Origin of the sequence: Limisphaera sp. VF-2 (genome assembly GCF_049537125.1) — a bacterium.
In the GTDB taxonomy this organism is placed as follows: domain Bacteria; phylum Verrucomicrobiota; class Verrucomicrobiia; order Limisphaerales; family Limisphaeraceae; genus Limisphaera.
On the sequence record NZ_JBMVQY010000002.1, the window covers coordinates 691,191 to 703,989 of the forward strand.

Below are 12,799 nucleotides of genomic sequence, written 5' to 3' on the forward strand. Positions count from 1 at the left end.
CCTTGGCCGGGGCGATCGGGTGGACGTTGCGAAGGGGCTCAGCGCGGCTCGTCGGTCGAAAGATCCTCGGACTGGCTGTCCAAGGGCGTCAGCCTTATGTAGTCCAGACCGAACAGGTATGCTGGTGCTGCCTCAGGGTTTGCACCGGCCATCTCCACGCTCAGGACGTGCGTTCCCGCGGCCAGGGCGTTTGTGCCCAGCGAAACGGGCCCGAACGGAAGGACGGCAGGGGCGTACAGGTCCACGGGGTGGCCGAGTTTTGCCCCGTTCAAGAACAATTGCACGATTCCGTAATCCGGTGCCCTGGTGAACCGGGCTTCCACCCGGTAACGTGCCGTCCTCTCCACAACCAATTCCAGGTCCAGCCGGTCGCCCGGTTGAGCCCCGGTCCACCAGAGTTGGGCATCGTGACTCCAGTCTTCGCCCCAGCCGCTCATATCCTGTTCCCGGACCCGGCCGCGGGAGCACTCGAGAATCTTCAAGCGTTCGCCTTCCACCGCGCCGGGGATGGGCTTGTACGACGGGGCCCTGGCATATCCCACCCGGTGCTCGAGGGGCACCGGGGCGTAGGGGTCGTGACCGCCCGGCGCAAGGTACCAGTAAACGGTTGCGGCGTACAATGTGGGCCGACCATTCGAGAAGTATTTTTCGAGGTATGCCTCGAACGACTCTTGAAACGGCACTTGTTCGGCAATGTGCCAGCGGTTTACCGAGATGTGCCCCTTGTTGTTGCCATCGTTGCGGGTCTGGTTGTGATAGGCGTGCTGGAACAGGTCGGGACAACCCCACGCGTAGCCAAAGTAATCTTCCGAGCCGGTTCCGAAGGTGGACGGGAAGGGCTCTCCGTCCACGAAGAACTTTTCGTCGCCTTCGCCCCACCAGCCGCCCCGGGGATTCCAGACATGCAGCATCGCGCCCACGTAGCGGCCCCGGCCCCGGGTCTTCAACAACGGCCAGTCCAGCTCCCGGGTTGCTTCGGTGGGGAGGAATTCGTCCCGGTGCCACTTGGCGTGAAAGCGGCCGTAGGACTCGGGCGGCCGGCGCAATCGTTCCGTGAACACCTCCAGGTGGACTTTGCGTGGTTGGGCACCTTCATTGAGCAGGCGCACTTCCGCGGACCGGCCAAAGGGCATGTACCATTGGGCGTAAAACCACCCGTCTTCGGTGAGCCCGCAGGGCAGCGAGCGATACGGGTTGGCTCCGGGGGCGGTCCCGAAAAAGTCGCCCAGCGGCGACCAGACCGCCGGTCGTGCCTCGTCGTCCCAGGTGATTTCGAGCACCAGCTCGCGCAGCGCTTCTTCGTCGGCCGGCCGGGTCAGCCCCTCGACTCGGGCGCGCAAAAACGTGATGGCTGCGGGTCCCGTGCGGCGCAGCGCATGGCCGTCCCCCGGGCCCAGGATGCCCTCGAACGTGTCCCGGCCGAGAGAGTCCTGCGGCACGCGCGGGCCACACTGCTGCAGCAACCGGTCCAGCTCCTCCAGGGCCGACCGGTCTTCCGCGCTCAACTCGCTTCGAAAGGTCGGCACGACCGTACCCTCCGGGAATGTGGTGTAAGTGAAGTGGTAGTAATCGCCCCATCCTTCCTCGGCCACGATCTTGCACGATGTCTGGTACGGGATTGGGGTGTAGTTGTTCCATCCACGCGCGGCCGTGTGGACCAGGGCAGGGCGATCAAAGGGGGCGTGCTCGCGGTTGAAGTAGCCCAGGAAGGGCAGGTCCACTGCGGGTTCCGGCGCGTCATCGAGGTAGATCCGCACCCGGCCCTGTTTGGGCGACGCGGACCACATGCGCCAGAGGACGCCCGGGCCTTTCATCTCGGCCAGCACCTGGAGATTTCCTTCCCGACGGATCACGCCGTGGCCGTCCGCGTTGGCGTGCCAGTCGAGAAATCGTCCCGTGGCCGGTTCGATCCGGCTGCGGCGATCGTAACTGGACCATTGGGTGGTGCGCTCTCCGGCTTGGGGCAGCGTGGCGAGGTGCTCCAAATCCACGAGGCGACGCACCAGGTCCGGATAAGTGAGCGATTGGGCTGCGGCTGTTCCGATCAGCGGTCCCAGGATCAGCAGGGCCATCGCTTGGCACAGCGTCCGCATTCGCCGGGTCCCGGGGCGGTGGCGGCCGTTGCTGAGGCCGCAAACACTGCGCCAAGAGATCTCACCCGGCCGTCTGGCCGAGCCCGGAGAGGCGAGGTCCGGCAATGGTGGAGCGTGGGAATGGCAGGGCTCGAAAGATGAGGGCCTTCGCCCGGCCGGGCGGTCGGGGCGCTCGTGCGCAGCATCCCTCGCGTCCGTGGGAACTGTTCGGAATGACGGATCCGTTCGTGTCACCTCGTCGTCAAAGGCTCGTTTCCGGGGACCCGCCAACGCCCGGGTGCATCGTGAGATTTGCTGCGCTGCGCATCGAGATCAGAAGCCGGCAGAGCGAAACAACTTGTGCACTTCCAACCTGTCCGGCCCTTGAGGGGGCCGGGTGCCACCGGGTTCGTCCGTCCGTCGGCGCCTGCCCAGGCTGATGCCGCGTCAAGGGCGATGACCACTGCCTGCGCTGGGGCCGCAACGCTGCAGGGGAACGTCCATCACCTCTTCAGCCCACCGGATTCGCTTGGCCATGAACCCCGGCGCAGGGGCCTCCTTCGATCCCGTGCGTCCCGGCCGCCACAAGCGCCGGAGTCGAGGGGACTCATGGCGCGTTGGGCAGACGAAGCTTCTGTTTTACAAGCGCGAAACCACCGCCGCCGTACCCCACCATGCGGGCCACCTCTTTGCCTTGCGGATCGAGCAGGACCAGCGTGGGAAACCCTTCCACCTTGTACTGTTTTTGCAGTTTGCGGTTGGCGCTCTTGCGGGCCTCGGATTGGGCCTTTTGCCGCGGGAAATCGAGCTCGACCAGGACCAGGTGTTTGGTTGCGTAATCGGCGAATTCCTTCGTGGACAGGACTTCTTTCTGCAGCTTGATGCAAAAGCCGCACCAGTCGGAACCGGTGAAGTTGATCAGCACATGCTTGTTTTCGGCCTTTGCCTTCTTCAGGGCCTCCGGCAGATCTTCGAGCCAAACCGACTGAGCGGTCACGGTGAATGCCACCAGAGGGAGCCATCCGGCGAGTACGGCGAGCAGTCTTTTCATGGTCGTCCTTTGTGGATTGTTGCCTGCGCCAACATAGCGCAGGGACCCGCCTGGTGCCACCCCGGAGGGGTTTGGTCCCGCGGGGATGGAACCTGTCGGCGATTGCGTCAGCGGTTTCAACGATGAGGAGGACCGATTCTCTCTCGAAAACCTCGGGGACCATTCCGACGCTGCTCGGGCGGGTGTCACCCTCCCGGTCGGCGAACCGATGGCCGGAAATGACTGCCTCGGTCCAACGGGGGCATCCTGCTCGGCACGGAAGATGCGCCGGGGCCGGGCGACTTCCAGGGCCGGCGGGGAGCCAAGACGGTCCCGGGGGAGAACAGCGGTGGGTTTGCCAAATTGCGGACAACCCGTGCGCAGGCTCTGCCGGGTCTCGGTGTGGGGTGGCGGCCGCCGCTTGGAACGCAAAGGTCAGAGGCAGCGGGAGAGCCCTTTTGCAAGGGGGCCCGCCCCGCGACGGTCTGGACACCGAGGGATGCAGCGGGGCCCGGGCTCTTGAGTGGGTCGGCGCAATCCTCGTGCGCGGTTGTTGTCCCGCCTGCCGCCCGGGGCGCGTGCCGGGCTCTGCCCGCGGAGCGGGCCGTCGCGGGGGCCGAACGCGTGTTGTCGGGCCGCGACGGGTGTTCGGGCTGCGCGAGTTCTGTCGCTCGAGCCGGGGTGACTTTCACGGGGCCCGGGCGTTTGCACCGTTCGGTCTGCCGGGCGCGGGAAACCTCATGTCTCCGGCTTTCCGTTTTCCGGGCGGCGTGGATTTCGGATGGGCGGGTCCGGGGAAAGCCTTCCTCCCTTCGCTGGACCCGCGGGCCAGCTTTGATCTGGATTCGCATTGGCGGTTTTTTCCAAGCTGCATGGATGATGAAACGAACGCATCATTGCAATGAGCTGCGCCCGGTCCATGCGGGACAGACGGTCACGTTGACCGGGTGGGTGCATTCCCGGCGGGACCTGGGTGGGGTGATTTTTCTGGATATTCGAGATCGTGAAGGCCGCACGCAGACGGTGTTCGATCCGTCGGAGGTGTCGTCGGAGGTGTTCGAGCTGGCGGCTTCGCTGCGGCCGGAGAGTGTGGTGGCGGTGACCGGTCGGGTGCGCCTGCGTCCGGAGGGCACGGTGAATCCGAAGATCGCCACCGGCGAGGTGGAGGTCGTGGCGCAGGGTTTGGAGGTGTTGAACCGGGCGGAGGTGCTGCCCTTTCCGGTGGACGATCCGGAGGTCGCTGCCCGGGTGAACGAGGAACTGCGTTTGAAGTACCGGTATCTGGACCTGCGCCGGCCCGAGATGTTGCGCAACCTGCGGTTGCGTTCCAGGGTTGCGACCGCTACGCGGGTGTATCTGGAGGAGCAGGGATTCTTGGAGGTGGAAACCCCCACGCTGTTCAAGTCCACCCCGGAGGGCGCGCGCGAGTTCCTGGTGCCGTGCCGGAATCATCCGGGCCTGTTTTACGCGCTGCCGCAGTCGCCGCAGCAGTTCAAGCAGATCCTGATGGTGGCGGGCGTGGAGCGGTACTTCCAGCTGGCCCGGTGTTATCGGGACGAGGATCTGCGGGCGGACCGCCAACCGGAGTTTACGCAAATCGACATCGAGATGAGTTTTGTCGAGCGCGAGGACATTTACGCGCTGGTGGAGGGATTGTTGCAGCGGATCTGGCGGGTGGCGTTGGGCATCGAGTTGCAGCGGCCCTTCCCGCGGCTGCGGTTTCGCGAGGCCATGGACCGCTACGGCATTGACAAGCCCGATACGCGCTTCGGGATGGAGCTGGTGGATTTGACGGAGACGTTTCGGTCGAGCGCGTTCAAGGTGTTCAGCGGGGCGGTGGCGCAGGGCGGGGTGGTCAAGGCCCTCAATGCCAAAGGGATGGCGGGGGCCACGCAGGGGCAGATGGAGCAACTGACGAGCCTGGCCCGCGAGTTCGGGGCCAAGGGCCTGGCCTACATCAAGGTGGAAAACGGGGAGTGGAAGTCGCCCATCGTGAAGTTTTTCAGCGAGGGCGAAAAGGCGACCCTGCAACAGCGCCTGCAGATGGAGGAGGGCGACCTGGTGTTGTTTGCCGCGGACGAGTGGCAGGTGGCCTGCGAGATCCTGGGTCGGTTGCGCCTGCAGGTGGCGGAATGGCTGCGCCAAAGCGGTCGTTTGCGACTTGACCCGATGCGGTTCGATTTTCTGTGGGTGGAGGATTTTCCGTTGTTGAGCTTCGACAAGGAGAACAACCGGTGGTACTCGAGTCATCATCCGTTTACGGCGCCGGTGCCCGAGGACATCCCGTTGCTGCGGACCGATCCGCGGCGCGTGCGGGGACAGCACTACGACATCGTGGTGAACGGGGTGGAGCTGGGCGGCGGGTCCATCCGCATTCACCAACCCGAGGTGCAAAAGCTCGTGTTCGAGGAGGTGCTCCAACTGCCTCCGGATCTGGTCAAGGCGCGCTTCGGGTACATGCTCGAGGCGTTTCGGTACGGCGCCCCGCCGCACGGGGGGATTGCGCTGGGGTTCGACCGTCTGGTGGCGTTGTTGTGTGGCACGCCCAGCATCCGGGATGTGATTGCCTTCCCCAAGACGGCCAAGGGCACCTGCTTGATGACGGAGTCGCCGGGGCCCGTGGAGCCGCGGCAGTTGCGGGAGTTGCATCTGGAGTTGCGCGTGCCGCCGGCCAAAGGGTGAGCCGGGTTCAACCGCGGCGGCGCAAGCGGGCTACGTAGGCGCCGTCCACGCCGTCGACGAAGGGCAGAAGGATGCGTTCCTGCTCCAGGCTGAAGCCGGGCGTGGTTTGGAGGAAGGCGCGCACGACCTGTTCGTTTTCTTCAGGTTCCAGGCTGCAGGTGCTGTAGACGACCAGGCCTCCGGGCCGGACGTGCTGGGCGGCCTGCTTGAGCAGTTCCAGCTGGGTGGGCGGCAGGCGATGCAATTCCTCGCCCTGCAGGCGCCAGCGCAGGTCCACGCGACGGCGCAGGACGCCGGTGTTGGAGCAGGGCACGTCCACCAGGACGCGGTCGAAGCCCTGGCGGGCCCAGTCGGGCCAGGGGGCCTCGGCGGGCAGGATTTCGGCGCAGGTGATGCCGAGGCGCTCGCAATTCTCGCGCAGCATCTCCAGTCGTTCCGGGTCGGTGTCCCGGGCCAGGATGCGGCCCTGGTTTTCCATCCGTTGGGCGGCGTAGGTGGTTTTGCCCCCCGGGGCGGCGCACCAGTCCAACAAGCGATGGCCCGGTCTGGGTTGCAGGATGTTCACGGCCAGCAGGGTGCTGGGATCCTGGACGTAAAACCAGCCGTCCCAAAACGAACCCAGCCGGGCCAGGGGAGGATGGTGGCGCAGTTCGAACACGAGGTTTTCCTCCAGCCAGTCGCGCCGGAAGAAATCGTACTCCACGTTTTCCTTCTGGCGCCATCGCTCCAGGAGCCGGGCAGGGTCGGTTTTGAGGAGGTTGACGCGTGCGTAGTTTCGGGCCGGCGTGTTGTTCCAGTGCAACAACTGGCGGGTCCGGTCCGGGCCCCATCGGTCGAGCCAGCGGCGGACGAGCCATTCGGGGTGGGACCAGCCCAGGTGAGGAGCGGTGGCCTGGAGCTCGTGCAAAAGCTGGCGGGTGGGACCGGCTTCGCGCAGGTAGGCGCGGAGCACCGCGTTCACGAAGCCTGCCTGCGGGGCCAGGCCCAGTCGCTTGGCCAGTTCGACCGTTTCATGAACGGCGGCGTGATCGGGGATCCGGTTCAGCCAAAAGATCTGGTAGAGCCCCAGCCGCAACACGTCCTGGAGGCGCGGGGGCTGGGCACGGTCGCCGGTCTTGCGCGCGATCAACCAGTCCAGTGTGGCCCGCCACCGCACGACGCCGTATACCAGCTCCTGGCAGAGTCGGCGGTCGGCTGGCGAGAGGGTTTCGCCCGCCAGTTCGCGTTCCAGCAGCGCGTCCACGAACTGTCCAGTGCGCGCGTGTTGCTGCAGGATCCGAGCGGCAATTTCTCTTGGTTTTTGTGCGCTCACTGCGTTTAATGTTGGCGTCCGGTTCCTGTCCCCACGCAGGCCGTGACCATTCTGTTCTATGCGAGAAGCATTCGAGAAACTGGCTGAGGCGGGCAAGATCGAACCCCGCCACATCGAACCGCTGGTACGCCTGGCCACTTGCGGATTTTGCTGGCACCGTTCCTGGGGCCTGGGGCGTATCCGGTCGGTGGACCCCGTGTTTGCCCGCTTTACCATCGATTTTCCGGGGCGGCCGGGGCACATGATGGCGTTGTCCTTTGCCTCGGAAGTGCTCCAGCCCATCCCCGCCACCCATATCCTCGCCCGTAAGTCCCTCGACTTGGAGGGCCTGCGTCAGATGGCGGCGACCCAACCGCTGGAATTGGTCCGGATCGTCTTGGAGAGCTACGGGGGGCGCGCCACGGTGGACCAGATCCAGCAGGCGTTGGTGCCCGACGTCATCGCGGAGGATTGGAAGGCATGGTGGGACCAGGTGCGCAAGCAGATGAAGCGGGACGGGCACTTCCAGCTGCCGCTGAAGAAGGGCGAACCCGTGGTTTACCAGAAGACCGAGCGGACGTTGGATGAGCGGCTGCTGGAGACCTTTGCGGCCGCCAAAGGGTTGAAGGCGCGTCTGGCGGTGGTGGCGGAGATCATGCGCAGTCTGGAAGACCTGGTGGACAAGGCCGAAGTGGCGCGTCAGCTCGTGGCGGCTCTCAACGAGGAGATTGCCTCCCATCAGCGCACCCAGCCGGCCCTGGCCATGGAAGCCATTTTCGTGCGCGACGAGCTTGCCCAGGCCGCCGGTCTGCCGGCGGAGGACGCGCAACTCAGCGCCGTGTCGATCTGGGCCGCCCATCCCCAGCCGGGGCCCATTCTGGAGGCGCTGCCCGCCGCCAAGCATCGTCGTGCGCTGGAAGCGTTCCAACAGGCCTGGCCCGATCGCTGGCCCCAGTTGTTCCTGGAGGCTCTCAATCAGGTTTCCGCCCGGGTCTGTCGCGAGTTGACGCAGTTGCTCATCCAGGCGGGCCACTTGGAATCCCTCAAAGAGACGCTGGCCCGCCACATCAGTCACCACACCGCCAGCAGCGAACTGTTGCTCTGGTTGGGCAAGGAACGGAGCGACTCCTTCGCGGACATCCTCGGTCCCGAGGTGTTTCGTGCCATGCTCACCGCCCTGGAACGCGACCAGTTTCAAGAGCGGCGGTCGAGCCGGCTGCGCGATTTCATCCTCGACGACGCCAGTCTCATCGCGGAATTGACCGCGGCGGCGGACATCGAGGTGATCAAGGACCTCACCCGCGCCCTGCAGTTCTCGCCCGTGTTCGATGACATGGACAAGCGGTCGCTGCTCGCGCGGATCGTCAAGAGTCATCCCGCCATCCAGTCCCTGATCACCGGCGAGCAGACGCGGCAGGACACCAGCTTTTGGGTTTCCTGGGAAAGCCTGGAGCGACGCCGGGCGGAGTACGACGAGCTGGTTCACAAGCGCATCCCGGCCAACTCCCGCGAAATTGCAATTGCCCGCAGTTACGGCGATCTCAGCGAAAACCACGAGTACAAGGCGGCCAAGGAAATGCAGAAGATCCTCATGCGCCGCAAAGAAGAACTGGAAGCCGAGTTGGTCCGGGCCCGCGGGACGGACTTTGCGAATTTTCCTGCCGATGCCGTCGGACCCGGTACCGTGGTGGAACTGACGGATCTGAAGACCGGCCAGCGGGAGACGCTCACCATCCTCGGAGCCTGGGATTCCGATCCGGACAAGGGCATCATCAGTTATCTATCGCCCGTGGCCCAGGCCCTCATGGGACACAAACCGGGCGAGGAAATCGAATTCGAATTGCACGGTGCGGTGCACCGGCATCGGATCGAGAACATCCAACCTTATCGGAAAGCCCCGGCTCCGACCGCGCCCGCGTCGGAAACCGGAAGTTCCCCGGTGGTTGCACCTGCCCCTGTGGAGGGCTCGTCGGGACCGACGGACGCGGCCGGTTCCTCGGACACCGCGCCTCCGGCCGTCGCCCAATCCGGTTCGTCGGAACCCGTTGCGGCCAGCGGAGCTGTGACTCCTGCTGTGGCCCCCGCGGCGGAAGCGATCTCCCAAAGCGTCCCGACCGCCGCAGAAGTGCCGGGCGCGGGACCCGGGGGAGCTGAAATGATTCCGGAACCCGGGCCTGGTGGAGCGGCCACAGGGTCCGGCCGGGACTCGGTCCACGTCGGCTCCGAACGTGTGGAAGGCTCGGTAATCCCCGAGACGGGGCCGCAAACCGCCTGAGGCGGGACACGCTCCCCCTCGTGGGCACGGCCGCGTGCCCCGGTCCTCCCGCTGAGACGGCCGTTCCCGGTGCCGGGGCACCGGTTCAGGCCGCTGCCCATTGCTCCCGCAGCAGGCGCACGGCGGCAGGAATGCTCTGCCGCGGATCCCCCTTGCTGCCGCATTCGAAGCTGATGAAGTTTTGATACCCGATGAACTTCAACCCCCGCATCCCGTCCACGTAATTGTCCCCCTCGTCCTCACCCGGCATTTTGCGTTCCTTGCGACTGGCGATGTGCACGTGCTGGAGGTACGACCCCGCAGCCACGAATGCGGCGAAATCGCTGGGCTCCTCCCAGGTCATGTGCCAGAAATCCCCCATGACGGCCACACCCGGATGATTCACGTCGCGACAAATCGCAGCCGCATCGGCCAGCTGGCGCAAGAACCAGGTTTCGCGTCGGTTCAGTGGCTCCAGCAGAATCCGCGTGCCGGCCTTGTGCGCGTGTTCCCCCAGTTCGGGCAGGAGCTTCACCAGCAATTCTCGACCATCCACGTGGCCGAGCTTGGTTTGGCCGTGAAATGCAGGGACGACGATCAGGCCCACGGCGCCGAGGGCCCCGGCGGCGGTGAGGATTTCCTTGATGGACCGGATGGCCTTTTGCCGGACTTCTTCTTGTTCGCTGATCAGGACCCCTTCAAAGCCGGCGCACACCGCGCTGATGCGAATCTTCCGGCCCCGGAGGGCCTTCTGGAACTCCTCCACGCGCCCGGGCAGGCCGCCGCCCCAGGGCTCGATCCCTTCGAAACCGTGAGCCTCCAGGAAATCCAGCTTTTCGGTCAACGTTTTGCCCGGGGCCACGCCCTCCTGGCACGACAACCGTAATCGTGCCGGTTGGGGCGGCTTGGGCAGGTTCTGCGCCTGTGAAACAGAGGGCCGGGTCGCGGCAGCCAGGCCCAGCGCCGAAAGGGCAAGGAATCGACGTCGCGAGGTTTTCATAAGTCCTGTTCTGACCGACGAGATTTCATGGCCGCGCCTTCAAAAAATGTCACTTCGAAAGGCGCGGCCCCATCCGCGTCCATGCTGGTTTGGTGGTTGCCAGCACTCAATCTCGGAGCTCTCCCGAGAGCCTTGGGCCCCCGGGTGGCGCGGCCCGGAAATAGGGGATCGCGCAGGGAAACACCGGTCCCGCGGCGTCCTCGGGATTTCGAACCGCATTCAAAACCCCGCTGCAGAAGCAGGTCGCAAGCCGGTGGGCGAGGAGTCCGCGATTTCGATCTGCGCGCCTCTCGAGGGCTCGGAATCTCGGCAAGGTTCCGAGCACTCGCCCGGCCCGAAGCCGGCCAGATGGTGGAGACAACGTGCGGAGAGCGGCCCCGGGCGGGCTGCCGAGGGTGGGGTCGGCCGTTTCGGTCCGGTGGCTCGCGCGGATGCGGCTGCGGTTGCTGTTCCCCATCGACCCGCGCATCGGTCCGATCCGGAACAAACCTCAGGCACGCTTTGGAAGACCCGTTTCCAAGCACTTCTCGACTCCGAAGGCTCGCTCCAACAAGAGGCGGTCGTCCGCACCCGCGAATGGAGCCGCTTTCAGTGACCTGAAGAATCGAGGTGAAATGAGGGCCGGGCGGCCCGGGCCGCGGAGGGCGGTGGCACCGGCGGGCGGTTCGGCACGCGGCATGTCTGCGTTGCATTCAATACCCCTCGCCCGGCCCAATCAGGAATCAAAGACCGCCCGAGCAGCTTCCCCCGGCAGGGTGGATCTCCGAAGGGGTGGCGCAACGGGCTTCAACTCGGTCACAGGATCAGGCACGGAGACGGTCGCCTGCGCGGAATGAAGAAGGCCACTTCTTGGGCGGAGATCGAGGGAGAGGGCCGGGTCCCGGGAAGAGCATGAGGGACCCCCGAGCCTGTCGAGATGGGACGAGGCAAGGAGAATCGGTTTGATGGTTTGGGAGGGGCTCCCGAGGGCGATGGGCCGGACCCAACGGTGCGTGCCGGGGACCGGTAACGGGCCGGCTCTTGTCGGCTTGCCTGCGTTCCCCGGCTGGCCCATCTTGCGGGCCATCGAAGAACCCGTGCCGGGCGCTGAAACGCGGGGCGGTTTTGGGGCCCCGGCCCGGTGGAATCCGAAGCGAAAGGCATCGCATGGGCTTGCTGGACGGTAAGATCGGCGTGGTGTTCGGCGTGGCCAACAAGCGTTCCATTGCGTGGGCGATTGCCCAGGCGTGGGCGCGCGAGGGGGCACGCCTGGCGTTTACGTACCAGGGCGAACGGCTCAAGGAGAACGTGGCCGAGTTGGTGAGTGCCTTCGGCAGCGACACCTTGTTGATGCCGTGCGACGTTACGCGGGACGATCAAATCGAAGCCGTATTTCAGGAATTGCGACAGCGCCACGGCCGGTTGCACTTGTTGCTGCATTCGGTGGCGTTTGCCCCGCGCGAGGCCCTGGAGGGCCGGTATCTGGACACCAGCCGCGAGGCGTTCCGCGTGGCCCTGGACGTCAGTGCCTACTCGTTGACCGCCCTGGCGCGCGCGGCCGCGCCCCTGATGACCGAGGGCGGCAGCATTCTGACCCTTTCGTACTACGGCGCCGAAAAGGTCGTCCCGCATTACAACGTCATGGGCGTCGCCAAGGCTGCGCTGGAGGCCAGCGTGCGCTACCTGGCCTACGATCTGGGCCCCCAGCGGGTGCGGGTCAATGCAATCAGTGCCGGCCCGGTCAATACTCTGGCGGCCCGCGGGATCAGCGGGTTCACGGAGATGTTGCGGCATTACGAGGCCAAGAGTCCGTTGCGCCGGAATGTGCTTCCGGAGGAGCTGGGAGCCACGGGATTGTTCCTGGCCAGCGACGGTGCCGCTGCCATCACCGGTCAGGTGATCTACGTGGACTGCGGCTACCAGATCATGGGCATGTAAGGGACGCTTCGCTTTGCGGCACTCACAGGGACCCTCCGAAAGACGCGCCGTCCTCTCCCGCGATAATTTCTCCCCGTTCCCGCCGCAGGGGGTCCCGCTGCGGGGCAAGGCCCGTCCCTGATTTTCCCCGGCTTTTCGGGCGGGCGCGCGCAAGAGCGGCTCCTGGGGGCGGTGGCCTCCGCTTGGGGAGCCAGCCGGCTTTGCGTGTCGTACGGACGATCCCGGCCCGAACACGCCTGCCCACTGGCTCACGACTCCGCCGCCCCGGGCCTTCGGTTTGGCTTGCCTGAGCGGTCGGCCCCGCGCCGTGTGGCGCGGCTGCGTTCGGGGTCTGCCACTTCACCGCCGGCGGGTTCCCCCGGGGGCAAGATATGTTGCACCTTGGACAAAGGCGGCAATGCTCCGCCGTCCGCCTCTGCCTACCGTGCCTCGAGGATGGGACCGAGGCCGGACCTCGCGGACACGGATCCCGGGGCGCGGGATCCGGAGAGGACTGCGAGCACGGCCTCCACCCGTCCGGGCTGTTTCGTACCCAACCATGGGGGCCAGGTGC

Annotated in this window: 7 protein-coding genes; 3 read left to right on the forward strand and 4 right to left on the reverse strand. The window is 65.8% G+C overall.

Annotated elements, in window-relative coordinates:
• Positions 1-38: 38 nt before the first annotated feature.
• Positions 39-2,072 (reverse strand): DUF2961 domain-containing protein, encoded by a 2,034-nt coding sequence (locus tag ACPDIT_RS10095; RefSeq protein WP_423443102.1) that lies wholly within the window; start codon positions 2,070-2,072, stop codon positions 39-41.
• 607 nt (positions 2,073-2,679) lie between these two features.
• Complete coding sequence (locus ACPDIT_RS10100; RefSeq protein WP_423443104.1) at positions 2,680-3,243, reverse strand: thioredoxin family protein; 564 nt, start codon at positions 3,241-3,243, stop codon at positions 2,680-2,682.
• Between the two features lie 738 nt (positions 3,244-3,981).
• Between ACPDIT_RS10100 and aspS the strand changes: the two genes are divergently transcribed.
• A complete protein-coding gene (gene aspS, locus ACPDIT_RS10105; protein ID WP_423443167.1) occupies positions 3,982-5,784 on the forward strand; it encodes an aspartate--tRNA ligase in 1,803 nt (600 codons plus the stop codon).
• Between the two features lie 7 nt (positions 5,785-5,791).
• Here the strand turns inward: aspS and rsmB are convergent, their stop codons facing one another.
• Complete coding sequence (rsmB, locus tag ACPDIT_RS10110; protein ID WP_423443106.1) at positions 5,792-7,096, reverse strand: 16S rRNA (cytosine(967)-C(5))-methyltransferase RsmB; 1,305 nt, start codon at positions 7,094-7,096, stop codon at positions 5,792-5,794.
• 58 nt (positions 7,097-7,154) lie between these two features.
• Here rsmB and ACPDIT_RS10115 point away from each other — a divergent pair, with 58 nt between their 5' ends.
• Positions 7,155-9,350, forward strand: a complete 2,196-nt coding sequence (locus ACPDIT_RS10115) for a GreA/GreB family elongation factor (RefSeq protein ID WP_423443108.1) — start codon at positions 7,155-7,157, stop codon at positions 9,348-9,350.
• Between the two features lie 85 nt (positions 9,351-9,435).
• Here ACPDIT_RS10115 and ACPDIT_RS10120 read toward each other — a convergent pair whose 3' ends face one another.
• Positions 9,436-10,329: a sugar phosphate isomerase/epimerase family protein gene (locus ACPDIT_RS10120; RefSeq protein ID WP_423443110.1), complete on the reverse strand. Its 894-nt coding sequence runs from the start codon at positions 10,327-10,329 to the stop codon at positions 9,436-9,438.
• A gap of 1,146 nt (positions 10,330-11,475) precedes the next feature.
• On the opposite strand from ACPDIT_RS10120, the gene ACPDIT_RS10125 reads away from it, so the two are divergent.
• Positions 11,476-12,246, forward strand: a complete 771-nt coding sequence (locus ACPDIT_RS10125) for an enoyl-ACP reductase FabI (protein ID WP_423443112.1) — start codon at positions 11,476-11,478, stop codon at positions 12,244-12,246.
• Positions 12,247-12,799: the final 553 nt, after the last annotated feature.